The organism is Actinokineospora sp., from assembly GCF_052390155.1.
Taxonomy (GTDB): Bacteria; Actinomycetota; Actinomycetes; order Mycobacteriales; family Pseudonocardiaceae; genus Actinokineospora.
Genome location: NZ_JBQTHF010000034.1, coordinates 25920 through 46258 on the forward strand (window position 1 = coordinate 25920; position 20339 = coordinate 46258).

Consider the following 20339-nt stretch of genomic DNA (forward strand, 5'->3'; position numbering starts at 1 on the left):
CGGGTGTTACGTGCCGAAGCCGGTGCGCTTGTTGGGGCTGCCGTAGACGCGGACATGTGCGGGCAGGTCGTCCAGGTGCGCGGTGACGACGTGGCCGAAGTTCACCGCGACGGTGGTGCCGTCCTCCAGTTCCGGGGTGTCGACCCCGCCGGAGGTCAGCAGCACGGGCAGCCGCGGCGCCAGGCTCTTGGCGCTCTTGGCGGACAGCGCGAACACCAGCGGCTCACCCCCGCTCGCCAGGTGCAGGATCAGGGCGTGCCTCGAATCGCTCATGTCCTGACTGGACCATTGCGAACCCTTGTCCCGCAAGCGAAGTTCGCCGACAGCAGATCCGCTGAGGGTGGACACGGGAGCTCGATCAGACCCCGAGCGTGGTCAGCCGGACGAACTGCGGCTCGTCTGGCGCCGGTCGCTCGCCCGCGCAGGACACCGGCAGCGGACGGGGTCGACGGGGCACCCGCGCGCCGGAACCACCGCCACGACCCGGGTACACCAGCAGGCCGCTCAGGGAGTCGGGCACCGCATCGAGGACCGCGGTCACCGCGGGCAGCCCGCAGAAGCGGTCACGTGCTTCGTCGTCGGTGAATTCCAGCTCGATGACGACTCCCCAGCGGTGCTCGTGCCACTGCCACCGCAGCGCCCCGTTGGTTATCGCCGCTTCGGTGAGGTGGTCGCCGTGCGCGCGCCGCCAAGCGCTCGCCGGGAACTCGCCGTCGAGGACTTCGATGGACAGCCAGTGGTCCATATGTCGAGCGTACGCCGGAGGCCGCCCGACGACCATGAGCGATCAGTGTCGGAAGAAGCGTTCCTGCCTGCCCTTGCGAACCAGCTTGAGCCACTCCAGGAACGCCTTCGGGTCGCGCTTGGTGCCCAGGAAGTACAGCCCGAACCGGACCAGCTCCAGCAGGCCGATCTTGCGCATGCCGGGCTGCGACATCAGGTATCCGCGGTTGCGGTAGGTGTAGTAGCGCTTGACCTCGTTCTCCGGGTCCTGCGCGTGCAGCCTGCCGCCGAGCATCGGCTTGAACTCGTCCGAGCCGTCCGGGTGCAGGTAGGCCGCGCGCAGGCAGGTGCCGAACGGCAGGCCCGAGCGCACCAGGCGGCGGTGGATCTCCACCTCGTCGCCGCGGAAGAACAGCCGGTAGTCCGGCACGCCGACGACGTCGAGGGTGGCCGCGCGGAACAGGGCGCCGTTGAACAGCGACGCGATGCCGGGCAGGAAATCCGTGCCCAGTTCGTCGGCGCTGCGCTTCCAGGTGAGGCCGCGGCGCAGCGGGAACGCGAGCTTCTCCGGGGCGTCGATGTTCGTCACGACCGGCGACACCTCGGCCAGGCCGCGCTTGTCGGCGACGTCGAGCAGGGTGGCGAGCACGGTCTCGTCGGCCGGACGCCCGTCGTCGTCGGCCAGCCAGACCCAGTCGGCGCCGAGGGCCAGGGCGTGCAGCATGCCGAGCGCGAAGCCGCCCGCGCCGCCGAGGTTGCGGTGCGAGACCAGGTAGGTCGAGGGCAGCGGGCAGGACTCGACAATGTCGCGGGCCGGGTCGTCGGGACCGTTGTCGACCACGATCAGATGCTCGGGCGCCCGGGTCTGCGCCCCGATCATCTTCAGCGAGTCGGCGAGCAGCGCCCGGCGGTGCCTGGTGACCACCACGGCCACGACCGAACCCGGCGGTAGCGCCACAGTGTTCATCGGACCTCGCCGAGCCTTTCGAGGGTGGCCTGGGTCATGTGCTCGAACGGGTCGTGGCCCTTGTAGGCCGTCAGGACCTCGCGCAGCGTGCCGTGCATCTTGACGCGGCCCTCGTCCATCCAGATCGCGGTGTTGCACAGCTCGAACAGCAGCTCGTCGGAGTGCGAGGCGAACACCAGCATGCCGGAGCGGCGCACCAGGTCGACCAGCCGGTCGCGGGCCTTGGCCATGAACGCCGCGTCGACCGCGCCGATGCCCTCGTCCAGCAGCAGGATCTCCGGGTCGATCGAGGTGACCACGCCCAGCGCCAGCCGCACCCGCATGCCGGTCGAGTAGGTGCGCAGCGGCAGGTGCAGGTAGTCGCCCAGTTCGGTGAAGGTGGAGATGTCCTCGACCCGCTGCTCCATCTGCTTGCGCGACATGCCCAGGAACAGGCCGCGGATCATGATGTTCTCCAGGCCGGAGATCTCCGGGTCCATGCCGACCGCGAGGTCGAAGACCGGCGCGATCTTGCCGTTGATCTCCGAGGTGCCCCGGGTGGGCTCGTAGATGCCCGACAGCAGGCGCAGCAGGGTGGACTTGCCCGCGCCGTTGTGCCCGACCAGGGCGACCCGGTCGCCCTCGTTGAGCGAGAGCGTGATGTCGTGCAGCGCCTCGATGATCGGCACCCGGGCGTCGGTGCCGATCTTGCCGCCGACCTTGCCCAGCACGGCCTTCTTCAGCGAGCGGGTCTTGGCGTCGAAGATGGGGAAGTCGACGGAGGCGTTGCGCACCTCGATGTTGACCATGTTCGGATGCCTCACTCAGACCCAGTAGGAAACACGCGCACGGTAGTTGCGCATGGCGAGCAGCGTCAGGCCCCAGCCCGCGACGGTGAACCCGCCGACGACGGCCCAGTGGTGCCAGCTCTGTTCGCTGCCGATCAGCGGCGCCCGCAGGATCTGGATGAAGTGGTAGACGGGGTTGAGTTCGGCCACCAGCACCTGCCAGTTGCCCAGGTCCTCGCCGAATTTCTTGGTCAGCACGTCCACCGGCCACACGATCGGCGTCATGAAGAACAGCAATTGCGTGAGCGCGCCGATGACCTGGGGGATGTCGCGGTAGCGGGTGCTGATGATGCCGAACAGCAGCGCCACCCACATGCCGTTGAACGCGATCAGCGCGAACGCCGGGATGGCCAGCACGATGGTCCAGCCCAGTCCGGGTTGCGGGACGCCGCCCTCGCTGAGGGTGTAGCCGACCGTGTTCAGGTCGCTGAAGAAGATGACCAGCACGACCGCGTAGACCAGCAGGTTGTGCGCGAACATCAGGGTCAGCCGCCACACCGTGCGCAGCGCGTACACCGTCAGCGGCGCGGGCAGGTGCTTGATCAGGCCCTCGTTGGAGATGAACGTGTCGGCGCCCTCGGTGAGGCAGCCGACCATGAAGTTCCAGACGATGAACCCGACCGTGAGGTACGGCAGGAACGTGCCGATGGGCGTGTCGAAGAGTTGCGAGTACAGCAGGCCGAGACCGGCCGCCGTGACTGCCATGCTCAGCGTGATCCACAGGGGGCCGATCACCGAGCGGCGGTAGCGCTGCTTGATGTCCTGCCAGCCGAGATGCCCCCACAGCTCACGTTGCGCGAAGCCGGTGCGGAGGTCGGCGACCGCACGACTCAGACTGCGCCCCGCGTGGACCACGGGCACGGGCATCTCCTCGATCGCGCTGGTTGCTTGCACGGGGTACCAGAGTACCGGCGGCGACTATGCCCGTCGGGCACGGGCTCACACGTCGGTGATGCGCACAACCACCTGTTCGTTGAGGTGCGTGTACGCCTCGTACTGGGCCTTGGTGCTGCCCTGGGCGAGGTATTCCTGCCACGCCTTGAACTCGTGCTCGCGCCAGCCGGGGTAGTTGAAGAACTCGTCGAACACCACGATGCTGCCGACCCGCAGCCGCGGCCCGACCAGCTCCAGCACGGTCCTGGCCGAGCTGTAGAGGTCGCCGTCGATGTGCAGCAGGTCGACCGGCTCGGGGTGGGCGGCCAGGAAGTCGGGCAGGGTGTCGGCGAACCAGCCGACCACCAGCTCGGCGCCGGGCACGTCGGGGAGTCCGTCGACCTGGAAGGTGCCCGCCGGGAAGCCGAGCCGCCAGTCGTCCGGCAGGCCCTCGAACGAGTCGAACCCGTAGACGCCCTCGCCGCCGCGCGCCGCCGAGATGATCTTCAGCGTGGTGCCGGTGAAGACGCCGAACTCCAGCGCCAGCCCGCCCTCCGGGGCGATCGACAGGCCGTATTCCAGGGTCTGGTGCGGGTGCGGGAAGTGCCTGGCCGTGGACATGTACCGCGCGGCGAAGTCACCCGCGTCCGCCGCCGCCTCCCGCTCCGCGCCGAACACGATGTCCCGGTGCGCGCGCTCCTCGGCCTCCCGCAGGTAGTCCGACTGGTCGTGCAACTGCCTGCGGATCTCGGCCAGCTCGTGGCGCATCGCGTCGAGTTCGCGGGACTGTTCGCCACGGTGTCGGGCGACCACCTCGTCGACCGCGCGCATGAGCTTGTCGCGCACCGATCGCTTGAGTCGGTCGGTCCGCAGCGCTCCGCGCACCTTGTCGAGCATGCCCAGCTCCTCTCGCGATCAGGTCAGCGCAGGATACGGGCACGACCGTGCGCGGGCGTAACGAGCGTCACAGGTACTGGCCGGTCCCGCGGATGTGCGGGCCCTCGGGGCCCTCGGGCTGACCGACGCCCGGCGGCAGCCCGCGGCGCATCTGCTCAAGCTGGACCCTGGCGGCCATCTGCTGGGCGAACAGCGCGGTCTGGATGCCGTGGAACAGGCCTTCCAGCCAGCCGACGAGTTGGGCCTGCGCGATGCGCAGCTCCGCGTCGGACGGCGTGGTCTCCTCGGTGAACGGCAGCGACAGTCGCTCCAGCTCCTCGCGCAACTCCGGGGCCAGCCCGTCCTCCAGTTCGGCGATGGAGCGCTTGTGGATCTCGCGGAGCCGGTTGCGGCTGGCCTCGTCCAGCGGTGCCGCGCGCACCTCCTCCAGCAACTGCTTGATCATGGTGCCGATCCGCATGACCTTCGCGGGCTGCTCGACCATGTCGCTGACCGACTCGGCTGGGCCGTCGCCCGCGCCGGGGATGCGCGCCGCACCGAGCGGAGAGCCGTCCGGCCCCACGATCATCACGTGGTTGGCCTGCTCGGCGGCCTCGTCGGTGCGGTCGGGACCGTGCATGGGTTGGCTCATCTGTTCCGTCCTGGGCCAGGTCTGGATCCGATCGAAGGGTGTCCCCCAAGGGGACTCCGCCGAAGTCACCTGTGCGAGGGTAGTCGCCTCGCCGCCCCACGGACCGACGGCCGCCGGACGTGCGTACGGTGTGCCGCATGGCCTTCGACGTCGCTCGAATCCGCGGGCTCTTTCCCGCGCTGGGGGACGGCTGGGTACACCTCGATTCGCCCGCGGGGATGCAGGTGCCCGAGCAGGTCGCGACGGCAGTGTCGACCGCGCTGCGCGCGCCCGTGTCGGGGCCCGGCGGTATCTTTCCGGCCTCGCAGCGCGCCGAGGCGATCGTCGACGCGGCCCGCCGCGCGGTGGCCGATCTGGTCGGCGGCGACCCGGCGGGCGTGGTGCTCGGCCCGAACACCGCCGTGCTGCTCGCCCGGCTCGCCGAGGCCCTCGGCGACGGCTGGCTGATCGGCGACGAGGTCGCCTTATCCCGGCTCGACCACTCCGCCAACACCGCGCCGTGGCTGCGGGTGGCGCAGCGCGCGGGGGCGACGGTGCGCTGGGCCGAGATCGACATCGAGACCTGCGAGCTGCCCGCCTGGCAGTACGAGAACCTGATCTCGCACCGGACGAAGGTCGTCGCGGTCACCGCGGCCTCCGGCGCGGTCGGCACCCGGCCCGACCTGAACAAGATCGCCGACCTGGCCAAGGCCGCGGGCGCGTGCACGGTGGTCGACGCGTCGTCCTCGGCGCCGTTCGTGCCGCTCGACATCCACGCCATCGGCGCGGACGTGGTGGCCGTGTCCGCGAGCGCGTGGGGCGGGCCCGCGGTGGCGGCGCTGGCCTTCGCCGACCCGGCCGTGCTCGACCGGCTGCCCGCCACCTCGCTCAACCCCCGCGCGCACGGCCCCGAGCGGCTCGAACTCGGCCAGCACGCCTACCCGCTGCTCGCGGGCCTGGTCGCCTCCGTCGACTACCTCGCCGAGTTGGACGACGCGGCCACCGGCACCCGGCGCGAGCGGCTGCAGACCTCGCTCAGCTCGGCCAAGTCCTACCAGGCCGGGCTGCTGTCCCGGCTGATCGGCGACCTGCGCGGCCAGTTGCACGTCATGGTCATCGGCGACGCCATGCGCCGCATTCCCGCGCTCGCCTTCACCGTCGCCGACGTCAAGGCACACGACGCGGTCGTGCACCTCGCCGAGCGCGGTATCTGCGCCTTCGCCGACGACACCCCGAGCGGCGTCTTCGCCACCCTGGGGGTCAACGAGGTGGGCGGCGCGGTCCGCGTCGGCCTCGCGCACTACACCCACGCCGTCGAGATCGACCAGCTCGTCGAGGCCATCACCTCGCTCAGGAACTGACCGCCAGCACCAGCTTGCCGAACACGCCGCCCGCTTCGAGCATCCGGTGGGCGTCGGCGGCGCGCTGGATCGGCAGCACCTCGTGCACCACCGGCCGCACCGTGCCCGCGGCGATCATCGGCCACACGTGCTCGACCACCGCCGCCGTGATCGCGCCCTTCTCGGCCACCGGGCGGTAACGCAGACCGGTCGCGGTGACGCTCGCGTTCTTGGCCAGCAGTGCCCCGAGGTTCAGCTCACCGGTCGCCCCGCCCTGCATTCCGATCACCACCAGCCTGCCGCCGCGGTTGAGTGCGGCCACGTTCCGCGGCAGGTATTTCCCGCCCATGTTGTCGAGGATCACATCGGCGGAGATCTCGTTCTCGAATTCCCGCTCGCGGTAATTCAGCGTGACGTCGGCGCCCAATTCGCGGCAGCGGGTGAGCCGTTCGGCGGAACCCGCGGTGACGGCCACGGTCGCGCCGAGCGCTTTTCCGACCTGAATGGCGTGCGTGCCGATTCCGCCCGCGCCGCCGTGGACCAGCAGGGTCTCGCCCGCGCCGAGTCGGGCGGTGTGGACCACGTTCGACCACACGGTGCAGGCCACCTCGGGCAGCCCGGCCGCGGTCACCAAGTCCACACCGGACGGAATCGGCATGAGCTGAACCGCCGGGACGGCCACCAATTCCGCGTAGCCGCCGCCCGCGAGCAGTGCGCACGCCGGGTCACCGACGTGCCAGTCCGAGACACCCTCGCCGAGGGCCGCGACGGTGCCGGAGCATTCCAGTCCGACGATCGGGCTGCTGCCCGCCGGTGGTGGGTAGAAACCCTTGCGCTGCAACAGGTCTGCCCGGTTCACCGCGGTGGCCGCGACCCGCAGCAGGACCTCGCCGGGACCCGGCTCGGGGTCGGGTGCGGCCGACCACCGCAGGACCTCCGGGCCGCCGGGCTCGCTGATTGTGATCGCGTGCATGCCGCGACCGTATCCGGCTTTCCGTCCGATCACAGTCCCAGGTGAACACTTGACCGGCGAGGTTTTGGGAGTAAGAGTCACGTTCGCCGGAATCCGAGTCGTCGGGGTCGCCGTGATCCGGCACGATCACCGCCATGAAGGGAAGTTCACCGATGCCGTCCCCAAGGACACCGGTTCGGGCCGGGGCACTGCTGCTCGCCGCCTGTACCGGTCTCGTGCTCACCGCGGTCCCCGCGTCCGCGCAGGTCCAGCTCCCCGACGGACCCGCGCTGGCCCGCAATCTCACCAAGAAGGTCACGGTCAGTGGGATCAACCGGCACCTGATCGCCCTGCAGCGCCTGGCCGACCGCAACGGTGGCACGCGCGCGGCGGGCACCCCGGGATACGACGCCAGCGTCGAGTATGTCGCGGGCAAGCTGCGGGCCGCGGGCTACGACGTGACCACGCCCGAGTTCACCTACCCGGTGCAGATCACCGACGCGGCGTTCGCCGACGCGGGCGGCACCCGGGTCGACGCATTCCCGATGGCCGAGTCGCCGCAGACCCCGGCGGGCGGTGTCACCGGCCCGCTGGTGGCCGTTCCGCAGGACGCCACCCCGGGTTGCGAGGCCGCCGACTTCGCGGGCCTGCCGATGACCGGCGGAATCGCGCTGATCCGCCGCGGTGCCTGCACCTTCGCCCAGAAGCAGCAGAACGCCGCCGCCGCGGGCGCGATCGCCGTGCTGGTCGCCAACAACGTCGACGGCCCGCTCACCAACGTCACCGTCGGCGAGGGCGCCACGCTGCCCACGGGCGGCGTCAGCAAGGCCGACGGCGACACGCTGTTCACCAAGGACGGTGTGTCGACCACCGTCGACATGCGCTTCCACGTCGAGGAGCGCCCGTCGCGCAACGTCATCGCGCAGACCAAGACCGGCCGCAAGAGCAACGTGGTCATGGCGGGCGCGCACCTCGACAGCGTCGAAGAGGGCGCCGGCATCAACGACAACGGCTCGGGCAGCTCCGCGCTGCTGGAGACCGCGCTGCAGCTCGGCGGCTCGCCCAAGGTCAACAACGCCGTCCGGTTCGCCTGGTGGGGCGCCGAGGAGCTCGGCCTGGTCGGCTCCACGAAGTACGTGCAGTCGCTGACCTTCGAGCAGCAGCTCGACATCGCCCTGTACCTGAACTTCGACATGGTGGCCTCGCCCAACGCGGCGTACTTCGTCTACGACGGCGACGACTCCGACGCCGAGGGCGCTGGCGAGGGCCCGTACGGCTCGGCCCAGATCGAGGCCGCGTTCGCCGGGTTCCTGGGCGCCACCGGCACCCCGACCGAGGGCACCGACTTCTCGGGCCGGTCGGACTACGGCGAGTTCATCGCCCAGGGCATCCCCGCGGGTGGTCTGTTCACCGGCGCCGAGGGCATCAAGACCCAGGAGCAGGCCGACAAGTGGGGCGGCCAGGCAGGCGTCGCATACGACAAGTGCTACCACGCCAAGTGCGACAACCTGGGCAACGTCGACCGGGTCGCGCTCGACCGCAACGCCGACGCGATCGCCTGGGTGACCGCGTCCTACGCGATCAGCACCGAGGACATCAACGGCGTCCCGCCGAAGGCCAACGCCGCGGCCGCGACCGCGGCCAAGGTGGCGGCGCGGATGGTCGTCATCAAGACCTCGGACGGCGGTCACGCGCACTCGCACGCCGCGGTCGCCTAAATTGTTATCTCCGCTCGGTTAGCCCGAAAAGCCCCGTGTCGCCTGGCGGCACGGGGCTTTTCCGGCACTGTTTCCCGATGGCCAAGTAAAACTATGCGCAGTTGGGAATGAACAGCTATTGACCAGCAGCTCCGATCAGGTGAGGGTGGCACTCGCCGGAGCACGGATCGCGTCGGGGCGATCACCGGTGGCACCTAAACCCATGAGCAAGGGGACCTGCATGCCCACAAGTCAGACGCTGCGCGTCGGAGCCGCCATCCTCGTGGCCGCCGGCGCACTGGCGTTCACCACGATCCCGTCATCGGCGGCGCCGAACGCGTCCGCCGAGCTGCCGGACGGCCCTGCCCTCGCCCGCAACCTCGTCAAGAAGGTGACCGGGGCGAACGTCAACCGGCACCTCATCGCCCTGCAGCGGTTCGCGGACCGCAACGCGGGCATTCGCGCGGCGGGCACCCCGGGCCACGCCCAGTCGGCCGAGTACATCGAGTCGAAGCTCGTCGGCGCCGGGTTCGACGTGTCCCGACACGAGTTCCCGTTCACCTTCGTGCAGACGCTGGCCGAGAAGCTGACCTCCGGCGGTACTGCGGTGCCGATCACGATCATGACCTACAGCTTGTCCACCCCGACCGGAGGCATCACCGCCCCGCTGGCTGTCGTCCCCCTGGCAGGCGACGCGACCCCCGGCTGTGAGGTCACCGACTACGTCAGCGCCACCGGCAAGATCGCCCTGATCTCGCGTGGCGGCTGCACCTTCGCCGCGAAGCAGCAGGCCGCGTTCGACGCGGGCGCTGTCGGCGCGATCATCTACAACAACACCGCGGGTCCGCTGAACGGCACCCTGGGCGACCCGGCCGCGGCGAAGCTGCCCACCGGCGGCATCACCCAGGCTGACGGCACCGCGCTGGCCGCGTCCGGCGGAACGGTCACCCTGGAGCTGCGCGCGCTGCGTGAGGAGCGCACCAGCTACAACGTGATCGCGCAGACCAAGACCGGCCGCAAGAACAACGTCGTCATGGCGGGCGCGCACCTCGACAGCGTGGTGCAGGGCCCGGGCATCAACGACAACGGCTCGGGCAGCGCGGGTCTGCTGGAGACCGCACTGCAGCTCGGCGGCTCGCCGCGGGTCAACAACGCGGTGCGCTTCGCCTGGTGGAGCGCCGAGGAGCTGGGTCTGGTCGGGTCCACGCGGTACGTCGAGTCGCTGACCTTCGAGCAGCAGCTCGACATCGCCCTGTACCTGAACTTCGACATGATCGCGTCGCCGAACGCGGCGTACTTCGTCTACGACGGCGACGACTCCGACGCTGTCGGCGCGGGCGAAGGCCCGTACGGCTCGGCGCAGATCGAGGCCGCGTTCGTGGGCTTCTTCGGCGCCACTGGCACCCCGACCCAGGGCACCGACTTCTCGGGCCGTTCGGACTACGGCGAGTTCATCGCGCAGGGCATCCCGGCCGGTGGTCTGTTCACCGGCGCCGAGGGCATCAAGACCCAGGCCCAGGCGGACCTGTGGGGCGGTCAGGCGAACGTCGCCTACGACAAGTGCTACCACCAGAAGTGCGACAATCTGGGCAACCTGGACCGCACGGCACTCGACCGCAACTCCGACGCCATGGCCTGGGTGACCGCGTCCTACGCGATCAGCACCGAGGACATCAACGGCATCCCGCCGACGGCGAACGCCAAGTCGGAGGCCACGGCCACGACGGTCAAGGCCAGCAAGGCCGCGGCCCGTATGGTCATCATCAATTCCGGCAACCACGACGGTGGCCACCAGCACACCCACGACGTGGCCGAGTAAGCCCACCGAGTGAGCAGAACCCCCGTGGCGCCAGGCGCCACGGGGGTTCTGCGTTGTCTGGTCCTGCGTCGTTCCGGTCAGCCCAGGTTGCGGGTGTTGAAGGTGTCGCACTGGGTCGGGTCGCCGCCGTTGATGCCGGTGGTGAACCAGCGCTCCCGCTGCGCGGACGAGCCGTGCGAGAACTGGCTCTCGTCGACCTTGCCGCCGCCGAGGTTCTTCTGGATGAAGTCGTCACCGATGCGCGCCGCGACGTCCAGCGCGCGGTTGACGTCGTCCTGCGAGATCGACCGGATCAGCGGCTTGCCACTGGACGTCGGCACGTTCGTCGCGTGGTTGGCCCACACCCCCGCGAAACAGTCGGCCTGCAGCTCCAGCCGGACACCGTCGGACTGCGGCCCGGTGCCCGGGCGCACCCGGTCGGAGGTACCGAACAGGTTCTGCACGTGGTGGCCATACTCGTGGGCCAGTACGTAGGCTTCGGCGAAGGTGCCGCCCTGCGCGCCGAAGCGGCTCTGCAGCTCCTTGAAGAAGGTCAGGTCGATGTAGATCTGCTTGTCGGCGGGGCAGTAGAACGGGCCGACGTCGGCGGTCGCGCTGCCGCACGCGGTGTTCACCCCGCCGCTGAAGAACCGGGTCGGTGCGGGCTGGTAGGTCAGTCCCGATCGGGCGAACTCGTCGGTCCAGTAGCCCTGGATCGAGTTGATGACCGCGACCAGCGCGCAGTCGGACTTGGTGTTCGCGTCCTTGCCGGTGCGGCACTCCTGCGCCAGGTCGGTGTTGCTCACCGTCTGCCCGCCGCTCACGTCCCCGGTGCTCAGCGGCGCGCCCGCGGGCACCCCGCCGAGCTGCGAGAGCACGAAATAGATGATGACTCCGACGATGCCGAGACCACCACCACCGAGGGCGACGCGGCCGCCGACTCCGCCGCCCGCACCCCGCATGTCCTGCACCTGGGAGGTGTCCAGGGCTACGTCGTCGTTGAACTCCACGGGCCACTCCGCGTCTGAGGCGTCGGGGCGGGGCCCCGGTTGTCGGCTCAAACGATAGGCCGGCGCCGATCACCCGGAGGGGTCGACATACACCTGGGTGCGGCGCCTGTCGGCAGCCGCACCCAGGTGACCGATCTTCTCGTGTAGTGGCCGCGACCCGAACCGGTTGGCGTGGAGCCCTGCCAGGCGTGTCTGAGACACGTCCGACGCAAGGATCAACATCGTCGAGGTGCGATCCGTGTACGTTCCGCGCACGCGGGCACTCGAATTACCGGGGTCTCACGCTGCTCCGCAGTCGCGACTGGGTCGATCTCGTTCGGCTCAGGCGCGGGGTCGCAGCAGATCGCGGGCCACTACTGGAGATAGCTGCTCCGCCACGGCACCACCTACCCTCTCTCGGCAGGCTCGGCGACCGGGCACATTCACCTGCTGTGCTTCGGGTCCTCGCGGGCCGGCCATGACTCCATGGTGCTCCCCTCTCCGCCCGGAGACAACCCTTTACCCCGCCCTGAACAGGTGAGATTCCCGGTCACTGTCCGAAGCGAACGGTCACGGGTCGGCGCGGACTCTCGTCAAAACGCCTGCTTGGCGAGTCGAACGCCGTAACCTGGTCGCGTGACATCAGTGAAAGCCGAACCCCGGTGGCTCGGTCCCGGCGAGGCGCGCGCGTGGCGCGCGTACGTCATCGCCAGCGAACTGCTGCGCAGGCAGCTCAACCGCGAGCTCCAGGACAACCACGGCCTCGCGCTGCCCGACTACGAGGTGCTGGTCCGGCTTTCGGAGCGGGAGGGCTGGCAGATGCGGATGAGCCAGCTCGCTGGCCAGGTCGCGTCGTCCAAGAGCAGGCTCTCCCACCAGATCTCGCGGTTGGAGAAGTCCGGGCTGGTCCGCCGTTCCGGCTGCCCGGAGGATGCCCGCGGCGTCGTGGCCGAACTGACCCAGAAGGGCATGGAGGTACTCCGCACCGCCGCCCCCACCCACGTCGACGGGGTCCGCAGCCACCTGGTCGACCTCATGTCGCCAGAAGAGCAGGCCGTCGTGGCCGCGGTGTTCGAGCGGGTCATCGCCCATCTCGACCTCTCGTGACCAACCCGGTCGGCGCCTTGGCTACGCTGATCGGACCGGGAGGCGTGGCAGAGCGGCCGAATGCATCCGCCTTGAAAGCGGAAGACGGGCAACCGTCCGGGGGTTCAAATCCCTCCGCCTCCGCTGAACGAGGACCATTGCCTCGACGTTCGAACCCGAACATCGGCGTCATCCGTGCGCGGACCGCGGTCGGGTGCTGTTGCTTGTCTTCGTGCTACTCCTGCACCGGTTCTGTTCTGTCTCGTTCCGCCAGAACGGCCCATGAGACCCGCTGACCGCTGCTGGCACGATCGTCAACGAACGTGATTCCCTGCTGTTCAAGCAACTGCCTGCAGTGTTCTGGCCCTTGCCCGTTGCGGTCATGCCATCTTGGGTTGACGCTCCCATCGTCCACGAGAATCCGTTCTGGATGTGGAAAGCTCGGGTCGGTGGCGGCGGCACGACCGACACCTCGGGCCGCTGCCGTGTCGCCTCGTACCGCGATGGATATGTCGCCATAGCTTGCCCACTCGCCTACCCGGATCCGAGAAGCGACTCGCTTGAAGACGGTCGTGGTGGCCCGATACCGGGATGCGAGACGCCAGCGCTGAGGTGTCTCTCTGGGAACCAGTTCGACGAGGCCAGCTCTATCCAGTGCCTGCAGTGTTGAGTGAGTGTTGGGTACCTCGTAGTCGATCAGAGCTGCGATGTCTGCCGTCTTCAGGCCAGTCTCGTCGGCCAGTTGAGGGAGTTCGAGAATTTGTTGTTGGCGCTGCCCACGCCCTTGTGGTAGGTCGACGTTGTCGACGGGGACCGCGGCATCCGTCCCCTTCTCCAGCTCTGTGGCCAACGTGAGGCATGCGTCGCTCACGTTGCGGAGAAAGTCTGAGATGGCATCAGCGGCAATCATGTCAAGTCCTGTCATAGGATGGTCATCCAACTTGATAAGACCGTAGTCGACAGGTGTCAAAGGTCAACTAAATGTGACCTCAACGCACAGTGGTCGCTGTGGTTGATGTCTGTTGTTGTCGCTGATCGACGTGCTGTGGCGCCGGTAGTTGTGCAAGTCTGTGTCGGTGAACATCGGGAGCGCGGGCCCCGCGACCAGCGGCCTGGCCGTGCTGGAGCAGGAGATGTACTCCGAGGCTGAGGCGGCCCGGTTACTCAGTGTGTCGCAGAGCACGCTGCATTACTGGCTGGAGGGCGGCACGCGCCTGGGCAAGACTTACCCGCCGATCATCCGCGAGAAGTCGCGGGGCGGTCATCCGGCCGTGACGTGGGCGGAGTTCGTCGAGTGCGGCTGGCTCAAGCAATATCGGCGGGAGAAGCGGATCCCGATGCGGGAACTGCGTGACTTCATCACCAAGCTACGGGAAGACTACGGGGTCCCGTATCCACTCGCGCATGAGCGGCCGTTCGCCAACCAAGGGCAACTCGTGACGGTCTCCCGTGCGCAGGAAGAGGTTGGTCTCGATCCAGAGTTCTGCCTGGTTGCGGAGGTCAGCGGACAGTACGTGCTGACCGGCCCGTCGTCGTCGTTCCTAGCTCGTGTCACCTGGGAGGGCGGCGTCGTCGCCGAGTGGCGTCCCCACGAGGACAACCGTTCCAGGGTGCGGATACGACCCGACGTGCGGTTCGGCCGTCCTTCGGTAGGCGGGATCAGCACCGAGGTCCTATGGGAGCAGGTCGACGCCGGCGCGACCGTGGCGGAGGTCGCGGAGGACTTCGGGATCACCATCGCTGATGTGCGGTGGGCGGTCAGCTACGAGAACGGCGCTCGTGCAGCGTGAGTCAGCGCCGGCCGCCGCCGCTGCCGTGCGGTTCTATATCGACGCGGACTTGCTGGGCCTGGCCAAGCTGCTGGTCCAGGTCCGCAACGATGTCACCTACCCGGGAGACCCGGGCGGCGAGCTGTACCGCAAGAAGCGCCCGCCGTGCCCGGTCGCGAGCCCAGCGGTAAAGGACGTCGAGTGGCTCCCGGTGGTATGCCGAAACAAGTGGCTGATCATCACCCGTGACTGGCACATCAACGACCACCGTCAGGAGATCGCCGCGGTCCGCGATCATGGCGCCCGCATGGTCACCCTCGCCAGCAAGGAAGCCAACTCGAAGTTCGCGCAGCTTGAGCTGTTCATGTGCCGGTGGCGCACCATCGAGGCGCTGCTTGAGCAGCCTGGTCCGTTCGTCTACGAGGCGACCCGGACCACGCTTAAGCCGGTGCCCCTCGGCAGTGGCAGGCGCTGACCTACGACGCCAAGGGACAGCTATATCGCGGCGCCGATGCCGCCGAGTAGCACGAACAGGGACGCCGCCGAGATCGCGCCGAGGACGAAACCCGCGACTGCCAACGGACCGAACAGCCGGGCCTTGCCGAGCAGGCTCATGATGCCCAGGCAGGCGATCAGGACGGCGAAGGCGATGGATGTGTTGCTGTGCATGACTATCCTCCCGATCGATATGCGGTCTCCCGGATGTCGGTGATGAACATGTGGCCCGGTGCGTGCGTGATGGCGAACGGAACGTCGGACCCGGCGAGCGCGGCCTGCGGGGTGACGCCGCACGCCCAGAACACCGGGATCTCGCCCGACCGCAGCGCCACCGGTTCGCCGTAGTCCGGTGCGGCGAGGTCGGCGATACCGAGCGCTTCCGGCGCACCCACATGGATGGGCGCGCCGTGCACCGCGGGCACTTGCGCGGTCACCTGGACGGCCGTGGCCACCAGTTCGGCGGGCACCGGGCGCATCGAGACGACCAGTGGGCCGCGGAGTCCGCCCGCCGGGCGGCACAGCCGGTTCGTGCGGTACATCGGCACGACCGTGCCCTGCTCGACGTGCCGCAGCGGGACGCCCGCGGCGGTGAGCGCGGCCTCGAAGGTGAAGCTGCACCCGATCAGGAAGCTCACCAGGTCTGTCCGCCAGACGTCGGCGACGTCGGTGGGTTCGGCGACCAGCGCGCCGTTGCGCCAGACGCGGTAGCGGGGGAGGTCGGTGCGCAGGTCGGCGTCGGCGAGCGGCGTTCGCCAGGCGCCCTCGTCGGTGACGTCGAGCAGTGGGCACGGTTTCGGGTTGCGCTGGGCGAAAAGCAGCATGTCGTAGGCGTGCTCGCGGGGCAGCGCGACCAAGTTTGCCTGGGCGAACCCGTTGGCCCAACCCGACGTCGAGGTGATCGTGCCGGACCGGAACGCCGCCCGGGCCGCATGTGGATCGTCCATTTGGTACCTCCATTCAGGACAGTTCACGGCCGCGGGTCTCCGGCAGGCCGAACAGGGACACGAAGGCCAGCGCGTAGGCAAGGGCGCCGAACGACATCGCGCCGCCGATGCCGTACCGCGCGGCCAGAAAGCCGATGGCGGCGGGGAAGAACGCGCCGACCGCGCGACCGATGTTGTAGGTGAAACCCGGGCCCGCCCCGCGCGCCCGGCTCGGGTACAGCTCGGCGAGGAACGCGCCGAACCCGCTGAAGATCGCCGACGAGCAGAACCCGAGCGGGAAGCCCAGGTACATCACATAGCCGCCCGCGGACGCGGGAAGCTGCGTGTAGAGCAGCACGAGCGCGGCGCTGAGCACGGCGAAGAGCCGGAAAGTGTTCTTGCGCCCCAACCGGTCGGCGAAGTAGCCGCCGGTGAGGTAGCCCAGGAACGCGCCGGTGATCAGGAAGGCCAGGTACCCGCCCGTGCCGATCACGGTGAGACCCCGCTCCTTGCTCAGGAACGCGGGCAGCCACGTCGCCAGTGTGTAGTAGCCGCCCTGGCAGCCGGTGGCGAGCAGGGACGCGAACACCGTGGTGCGCAACAGATCCCGGCGGAAGATCGCCCGCAGTGAGCCGCGCGCCTCCTGCCTGTGCTCGGTGAACACGGGTGCGTCCTCGATGCCGCGCCGCAGGTAGACGACGAGCAGGGCGGGCAACGCGCCGGTGACGAACAGGACGCGCCAGGCCAGGTCGGGCTCCATCAGGCTGAACACCAGCGTGTAGGTGAGCACGGCCAGACCCCAGCCCACGGCCCAGGAACTCTGGATGACCGCGATCACTCGACCCCGGTGTCGCGCGGAGGTGTGCTCGGCGACCAGGATCGCGCCGGTCGCCCATTCGCCGCCGAAGCCGAGGCCCTGCAGCGCGCGGAAGGCAAGCAGCGTCTCGTAGTTCTGCGCCAGCCCGCACAGCGCCGTGAACAGCGCGTACGTGACGACGGTGATCATCAGGGTGCGCACCCGGCCGATCCGGTCGGCCAGCACGCCCGCGATCACACCGCCCACCGCCGAGAACACCAGCGTGGTGGTGGACAACAGGCCGGTCTGGCCGGTGCTCAGCCCGAACGTCGCGGCGATGGCGGCGAGGCTGAGCGGAAGCACCCAGAAGTCGTAGGAGTCCAGGCCGAAGCCGAGGAAGGCGCCGACGAATGCCTTGCGGCCCTTCGCGGGCAGCTCCCGAAACCAGGTGAGCCTGCCGTCGGTCCGCGGGACTGTGCTGCTGCTCATGACATACCCCGTTCGGTCGATGACCCATCGTAGTGTTCAGTGTGAGGATTGTTGAACAATATGACAATGGTCCGATCGGACGATTACTGTTCAGGTACCTACGACGTGGTGGAGGCCCCCGTGGCTGCGGCGGAGATCGTCGGTCGGCTCACCGAACTCGTCCGGGAGCGGCGGCGGGAGCGCAGCAGCGCCGCCGAAGTGGCCGCCGCCGCCCTGCGCGACCTGATCATGGAGGGCGCGCTTGCCCCGGGCAGCCGGGTGTCCGAGGAGGCGTTCATGGCGCCCCTTGAGGTCTCCCGCAACACCCTGCGCGAGGCGTTCCGGCTGCTCACGCACGAGAAGCTGCTCGTACACAAGCTCAACCGCGGCGTCTTCGTCCGCAGCCTCGACGCCGCGGACGTGGTCGACCTGTTCCTGGTCCGCCGCATGATCGAATGCGCCGCCCTCACCCTCGCCGACGACGTGGGCATCGCCCGCATGGCGGACGCCGTCGAACGCGGCGAACGGGCGGCCGCTGACGGTCAGTGGGTCGATGTGGGCACCGCCAACATCCGGTTCCACCAGGCCATCGCCGCCCTCGCGGGCAGCCCCCGCGTCGACGAACTGATGCGTCAGGTCGCCGCCGAACTTCGCCTGGGCTTCCACGACATGGGCGATCCGCGGTCATTCCACGAGGGTTACCTGGTCCGCAACCGGGAGATCGTCCGCACCCTGCTGGCGGGCGAGGTCACCGCCGCCGAAGACCTCTTGCGCGCCTACCTCGCCGACGCCGAAACCGAAATGCTCGCCGCCTTCCGCACCCGCCCGATCACTCCTACCCTGGCTATGCCCTGACGCCCGGCCTCGGCTGCCCTGACGGGCTCTTCCTGGCCCCATCGCGGCTAGGCAACGGTCGACACGGCACGCGAGCCATCCCCGCCTGTCCACATCCACGCCAACCATCCACAGAATTTGCCACCCCCTCCCCACCAGCCATTCCACCGATAGACTGGCGCAGGGCCGAGCCCCCAGTGGACGGGTGGGGGTTGTAGTTAGGGGTGGCGGCGAAAATGGGTCCGGGCGCGGGGGGTGTGTAGCGGGCGGGGTGGGCAATGGCACGCCGGGTTGGCTGTTGGCGCGTGGGCGGGGGGCATCTGATCGCAGTAGGGTCGATGACTGTGCGGATGATGGGATGTCCCCGGTGACGGTCTGGGAAGCGATCGGTGTCGTGCTGGCCGGGGTGTTCGCGGGCGGCATCAACACGGTCGTCGGCTCCGGCACCCTGGTCACCTTCCCTGTCCTGCTCGCCGTCGGCTATCCGCCGGTTGTCGCGAACGTGTCCAACACGCTGGGATTGGTTCCCGGGTCGGTGACGGGCGCGATCGGCTACCGGCGCGAGCTGGTCGGGCAGCGTGCGCGGCTGCTGCGGCTGGGTGCGGCATCCGTGACCGGCGGTGCGGTCGGCGCCGTGCTGCTCCTGGTGTTGCCGCCGGGGGCGTTCGAGACGATCGTGCCTGTCCTGATCGTGTTGGCGCTGGTCCTTGTCGTGGCGCAGCCGTGGTTGTCGCGCAAGCTCGACGAGCGGCAGGCCGAGCGACACCTGCACGGCGGTCTCGCGCTGTTCTCCGGTGTGTTCGTCACCGGCGTCTACGGCGGCTACTTCGGCGCCGCGCAGGGCGTGTTGCTGCTCGCGCTGATGGGGATTCTCATGGACGAGACCCTGCAACGGATCAACGCGGTCAAGAACGTTCTCGCCGCTGTCGTCAACCTCGCCTCCGGCATCATCTTCGTCTTCGTGGCCGAGGTGGCCTGGCTCGCCGTCGCGCTGATCGCGGGTGGGGCGATCGTCGGCGGCCTGCTCGGCGCGAAGGTCGGGCGCAAGCTGTCCCCGGCCGTGCTGCGGGGCGTGATCGTGGTTGTCGGCGTCGCGGCGATTGTGCAGTTGTTGGCGCGGTGAACCGGCTTACCTGGGGAACGACAAGGCGGCGGCCAGGAACGTGTCGTTCTCCTCGGGCGTGCCGACGGTGACCCGGGCGCCGTCGCCGACGAACGCGCGCACCACGACCTTGTGCGACAGACAGTGCTCGTTGAACTCGGCGGTCCGCGCACCCAGCGGCAGCCACACGAAGTTCGCCTGCGTCACCGGCACGTCGTAGCCCGCATCGACCAGTGCCGCGCGCACCCGGCCGCGCTCGGCCACGATGTCGCGGCAGCGCGCGAACAGCTCGTCCTCCGCGTCCAGCGACGCCAGCGCCGCGACCTGCGCGAGCGCGTTGACCCCGAACGGTACGAACACCCGGCGCGTCACGTCGGCGACCGCCTCGGACGCGACCAGGTAGCCCACGCGCAGCCCCGCGAGGCCGTACGCCTTGGAGAACGTTCGCAGCACGGCCACGTTGTCCCGCCCGCGCGCCCACAGTTCCTTGGCCACCTCGACGCCGTCCGGCACGTCCGCGTCGTCCACGAACTCCCGATACGCCTCATCGATCACCACGAGCACGTCCGCGGGCACCGCGTCGACGAAGCGCTCGATCTCCGCCTTGGTGAGCGCCGTGCCGGTCGGGTTGTTGGGCGTGCACACGAACACCAGCCGGGTCTTCGAGGTGACCGCCGCGATCATGGCGTCCAGGTCGAGCGCGTGCGCCTCGGTCAGCGGCACGCGCACCTGACCGGCGCCGACGACCTGCGTGATGATCGGGTACGCCTCGAACGAGCGCCAGCCGAACATGACCTCGTCCTCGGCGGTGCACGTGGCCTGCACGAGCTGCTGGCACAGGGTCACCGACCCGCAGCCGACGGACACCTGGTCCTCGGTGACGCCAAGCTTGCGCGCCAACCGCGCCACCAGTTCGCCCGCGCCGCTGTCCGGGTAGCGGTTGATCCGGGCGGCGGCCTCGGCGATCGCGCCGACCACACTGGGCAGCGGGCCGAGGGAGACCTCGTTGCTGGCCAGCTTGATCGCCCCGGGGACGCTCTTGCCCGGCACGTAACCGGGCAGCGAGTCCAGATCGGCGCGGATACGCACGCTCATCGAAAACTCCTCGTCGTCACAGGGGGCCGCTTGCGTCGAACCTATCTTCCGCCGAGGCGGTGCCGACGCCTGAGCGGTCGATCACGTTGACTGCG

The 20339-nt window shown here is 69.2% G+C and carries 22 protein-coding genes and 1 tRNA gene; 9 read left to right on the plus strand and 14 right to left on the minus strand.

All coding sequences use genetic code 11. From position 1 onward, the window contains the following. Nucleotides 1-6: 6 nt before the first annotated feature. The 7 genes from ACT4N7_RS13980 to ACT4N7_RS14010 form a co-directional block, all read right to left on the minus strand. Nucleotides 7-273 (minus strand): hypothetical protein, encoded by a 267-nt coding sequence (locus ACT4N7_RS13980; RefSeq protein WP_444829131.1) that lies wholly within the window; start codon nucleotides 271-273, stop codon nucleotides 7-9. An 85-nt stretch (nucleotides 274-358) separates the two neighbouring features. After that, complete coding sequence (locus ACT4N7_RS13985; RefSeq protein WP_444829132.1) at nucleotides 359-745, minus strand: hypothetical protein; 387 nt, start codon at nucleotides 743-745, stop codon at nucleotides 359-361. A gap of 42 nt (nucleotides 746-787) precedes the next feature. After that, nucleotides 788-1690: a galactofuranosyltransferase GlfT1 gene (gene glfT1, locus ACT4N7_RS13990; RefSeq protein WP_444829133.1), complete on the minus strand. Its 903-nt coding sequence runs from the start codon at nucleotides 1688-1690 to the stop codon at nucleotides 788-790. After that, nucleotides 1687-2478: a galactan export ABC transporter ATP-binding subunit Wzt/RfbE gene (gene wzt / locus ACT4N7_RS13995; RefSeq protein WP_444829178.1), complete on the minus strand. Its 792-nt coding sequence runs from the start codon at nucleotides 2476-2478 to the stop codon at nucleotides 1687-1689. Before wzt ends, glfT1 begins: the two co-directional genes overlap by 4 nt. Nucleotides 2479-2493: 15 nt before the next feature. Further along, on the minus strand, nucleotides 2494-3384 hold the full coding sequence (gene wzm, locus ACT4N7_RS14000) for a galactan export ABC transporter permease subunit Wzm/RfbD (RefSeq protein ID WP_444829179.1): 891 nt from the start codon (nucleotides 3382-3384) through the stop codon (nucleotides 2494-2496). A gap of 72 nt (nucleotides 3385-3456) precedes the next feature. Continuing rightward, a complete protein-coding gene (locus tag ACT4N7_RS14005) occupies nucleotides 3457-4287 on the minus strand; it encodes a class I SAM-dependent methyltransferase (protein ID WP_444829134.1) in 831 nt (276 codons plus the stop codon). A 67-nt stretch (nucleotides 4288-4354) separates the two neighbouring features. Beyond that, a complete protein-coding gene (locus ACT4N7_RS14010) occupies nucleotides 4355-4918 on the minus strand; it encodes a bacterial proteasome activator family protein (RefSeq protein ID WP_444829135.1) in 564 nt (187 codons plus the stop codon). Between the two features lie 137 nt (nucleotides 4919-5055). On the opposite strand from ACT4N7_RS14010, the gene ACT4N7_RS14015 reads away from it, so the two are divergent. Further along, the gene (locus ACT4N7_RS14015; RefSeq protein WP_444829136.1) at nucleotides 5056-6258 is read left to right on the plus strand and encodes a cysteine desulfurase-like protein; all 1203 of its coding nucleotides are present in this window, start codon (nucleotides 5056-5058) and stop codon (nucleotides 6256-6258) included. Here ACT4N7_RS14015 and ACT4N7_RS14020 read toward each other — a convergent pair. After that, complete coding sequence (locus ACT4N7_RS14020) at nucleotides 6248-7210, minus strand: NAD(P)H-quinone oxidoreductase (RefSeq protein WP_444829137.1); 963 nt, start codon at nucleotides 7208-7210, stop codon at nucleotides 6248-6250. The genes ACT4N7_RS14015 and ACT4N7_RS14020 overlap by 11 nt on opposite strands. Nucleotides 7211-7344: 134 nt before the next feature. Between ACT4N7_RS14020 and ACT4N7_RS14025 the strand changes: the two genes are divergently transcribed. Beyond that, a complete protein-coding gene (locus tag ACT4N7_RS14025; RefSeq protein WP_444829138.1) occupies nucleotides 7345-8907 on the plus strand; it encodes a M28 family metallopeptidase in 1563 nt (520 codons plus the stop codon). Nucleotides 8908-9127: 220 nt separating this feature from the next. Continuing rightward, entirely contained in the window at nucleotides 9128-10705 is a 1578-nt protein-coding gene (locus ACT4N7_RS14030) for a M28 family metallopeptidase (protein ID WP_444829139.1), read from the plus strand. 77 nt (nucleotides 10706-10782) lie between these two features. Here ACT4N7_RS14030 and ypfJ read toward each other — a convergent pair whose 3' ends face one another. Next, on the minus strand, nucleotides 10783-11694 hold the full coding sequence (gene ypfJ, locus ACT4N7_RS14035; protein ID WP_444829140.1) for a KPN_02809 family neutral zinc metallopeptidase: 912 nt from the start codon (nucleotides 11692-11694) through the stop codon (nucleotides 10783-10785). A 615-nt stretch (nucleotides 11695-12309) separates the two neighbouring features. Here ypfJ and ACT4N7_RS14040 point away from each other — a divergent pair. Both ACT4N7_RS14040 and ACT4N7_RS14045 read left to right on the plus strand, forming a co-directional pair. Continuing rightward, nucleotides 12310-12780 (plus strand): MarR family winged helix-turn-helix transcriptional regulator, encoded by a 471-nt coding sequence (locus tag ACT4N7_RS14040; RefSeq protein WP_444829141.1) that lies wholly within the window; start codon nucleotides 12310-12312, stop codon nucleotides 12778-12780. A gap of 38 nt (nucleotides 12781-12818) precedes the next feature. Beyond that, a tRNA-Ser gene (locus tag ACT4N7_RS14045) sits at nucleotides 12819-12903 on the plus strand. A 91-nt stretch (nucleotides 12904-12994) separates the two neighbouring features. On the opposite strand, the gene ACT4N7_RS14050 is transcribed toward ACT4N7_RS14045, so the two are convergent. Then, a complete protein-coding gene (locus ACT4N7_RS14050) occupies nucleotides 12995-13669 on the minus strand; it encodes a hypothetical protein (protein ID WP_444829142.1) in 675 nt (224 codons plus the stop codon). 166 nt (nucleotides 13670-13835) lie between these two features. Here ACT4N7_RS14050 and ACT4N7_RS14055 point away from each other — a divergent pair, with 166 nt between their 5' ends. After that, complete coding sequence (locus ACT4N7_RS14055) at nucleotides 13836-14549, plus strand: DUF433 domain-containing protein (protein WP_444829143.1); 714 nt, start codon at nucleotides 13836-13838, stop codon at nucleotides 14547-14549. Then, nucleotides 14539-15003, plus strand: coding sequence for a hypothetical protein (locus ACT4N7_RS14060; RefSeq protein WP_444829144.1), 465 nt, complete (start codon nucleotides 14539-14541; stop codon nucleotides 15001-15003). Before ACT4N7_RS14055 ends, ACT4N7_RS14060 begins: the two co-directional genes overlap by 11 nt. A 20-nt stretch (nucleotides 15004-15023) precedes the next feature. Here the strand turns inward: ACT4N7_RS14060 and ACT4N7_RS14065 are convergent, their stop codons facing one another. From ACT4N7_RS14065 to ACT4N7_RS14075, 3 genes are read right to left on the minus strand one after another with little or no spacing between them, the layout of a single operon-like run. Continuing rightward, nucleotides 15024-15197 (minus strand): hypothetical protein, encoded by a 174-nt coding sequence (locus ACT4N7_RS14065; protein ID WP_444829145.1) that lies wholly within the window; start codon nucleotides 15195-15197, stop codon nucleotides 15024-15026. Between the two features lie 2 nt (nucleotides 15198-15199). Then, on the minus strand, nucleotides 15200-15970 hold the full coding sequence (locus tag ACT4N7_RS14070) for a putative hydro-lyase (protein ID WP_444829146.1): 771 nt from the start codon (nucleotides 15968-15970) through the stop codon (nucleotides 15200-15202). Between the two features lie 13 nt (nucleotides 15971-15983). Continuing rightward, nucleotides 15984-17234, minus strand: coding sequence for an MFS transporter (locus tag ACT4N7_RS14075; RefSeq protein WP_444829147.1), 1251 nt, complete (start codon nucleotides 17232-17234; stop codon nucleotides 15984-15986). A 120-nt stretch (nucleotides 17235-17354) separates the two neighbouring features. Here ACT4N7_RS14075 and ACT4N7_RS14080 point away from each other — a divergent pair, with 120 nt between their 5' ends. Together ACT4N7_RS14080 and ACT4N7_RS14085 are read left to right on the plus strand one after the other, a co-directional pair. Further along, entirely contained in the window at nucleotides 17355-18068 is a 714-nt protein-coding gene (locus ACT4N7_RS14080; RefSeq protein WP_444829148.1) for a GntR family transcriptional regulator, read from the plus strand. Between the two features lie 346 nt (nucleotides 18069-18414). After that, nucleotides 18415-19170 carry a sulfite exporter TauE/SafE family protein gene (locus ACT4N7_RS14085; RefSeq protein WP_444829149.1) on the plus strand — a complete coding sequence of 252 codons (756 nt, stop codon included), beginning with the start codon at nucleotides 18415-18417 and terminating at the stop codon, nucleotides 19168-19170. Between the two features lie 6 nt (nucleotides 19171-19176). Here the strand turns inward: ACT4N7_RS14085 and hisC are convergent, their stop codons facing one another. After that, nucleotides 19177-20244 carry a histidinol-phosphate transaminase gene (gene hisC / locus ACT4N7_RS14090; protein ID WP_444829150.1) on the minus strand — a complete coding sequence of 356 codons (1068 nt, stop codon included), beginning with the start codon at nucleotides 20242-20244 and terminating at the stop codon, nucleotides 19177-19179. Nucleotides 20245-20339: the final 95 nt, after the last annotated feature.

Coding starts and splice junctions, on each gene's coding strand:
- ACT4N7_RS13980 (WP_444829131.1), bottom strand. CDS start 273: ATGAGCGATTCGAGGCACGCCCTGATCCTGCACCTGGCGAGCGGGGGT.
- ACT4N7_RS13985 (WP_444829132.1), bottom strand. CDS start 745: ATGGACCACTGGCTGTCCATCGAAGTCCTCGACGGCGAGTTCCCGGCG.
- glfT1 (WP_444829133.1), bottom strand. CDS start 1,690: ATGAACACTGTGGCGCTACCGCCGGGTTCGGTCGTGGCCGTGGTGGTC.
- wzt (WP_444829178.1), bottom strand. CDS start 2,478: ATGGTCAACATCGAGGTGCGCAACGCCTCCGTCGACTTCCCCATCTTC.
- wzm (WP_444829179.1), bottom strand. CDS start 3,384: ATGCCCGTGCCCGTGGTCCACGCGGGGCGCAGTCTGAGTCGTGCGGTC.
- ACT4N7_RS14005 (WP_444829134.1), bottom strand. CDS start 4,287: ATGCTCGACAAGGTGCGCGGAGCGCTGCGGACCGACCGACTCAAGCGA.
- ACT4N7_RS14010 (WP_444829135.1), bottom strand. CDS start 4,918: ATGAGCCAACCCATGCACGGTCCCGACCGCACCGACGAGGCCGCCGAG.
- ACT4N7_RS14015 (WP_444829136.1), top strand. CDS start 5,056: ATGGCCTTCGACGTCGCTCGAATCCGCGGGCTCTTTCCCGCGCTGGGG.
- ACT4N7_RS14020 (WP_444829137.1), bottom strand. CDS start 7,210: ATGCACGCGATCACAATCAGCGAGCCCGGCGGCCCGGAGGTCCTGCGG.
- ACT4N7_RS14025 (WP_444829138.1), top strand. CDS start 7,345: ATGAAGGGAAGTTCACCGATGCCGTCCCCAAGGACACCGGTTCGGGCC.
- ACT4N7_RS14030 (WP_444829139.1), top strand. CDS start 9,128: ATGCCCACAAGTCAGACGCTGCGCGTCGGAGCCGCCATCCTCGTGGCC.
- ACT4N7_RS14050 (WP_444829142.1), bottom strand. CDS start 13,669: ATGATTGCCGCTGATGCCATCTCAGACTTTCTCCGCAACGTGAGCGAC.
- ACT4N7_RS14065 (WP_444829145.1), bottom strand. CDS start 15,197: ATGCACAGCAACACATCCATCGCCTTCGCCGTCCTGATCGCCTGCCTG.
- ACT4N7_RS14070 (WP_444829146.1), bottom strand. CDS start 15,970: ATGGACGATCCACATGCGGCCCGGGCGGCGTTCCGGTCCGGCACGATC.
- ACT4N7_RS14075 (WP_444829147.1), bottom strand. CDS start 17,234: ATGAGCAGCAGCACAGTCCCGCGGACCGACGGCAGGCTCACCTGGTTT.
- hisC (WP_444829150.1), bottom strand. CDS start 20,244: ATGAGCGTGCGTATCCGCGCCGATCTGGACTCGCTGCCCGGTTACGTG.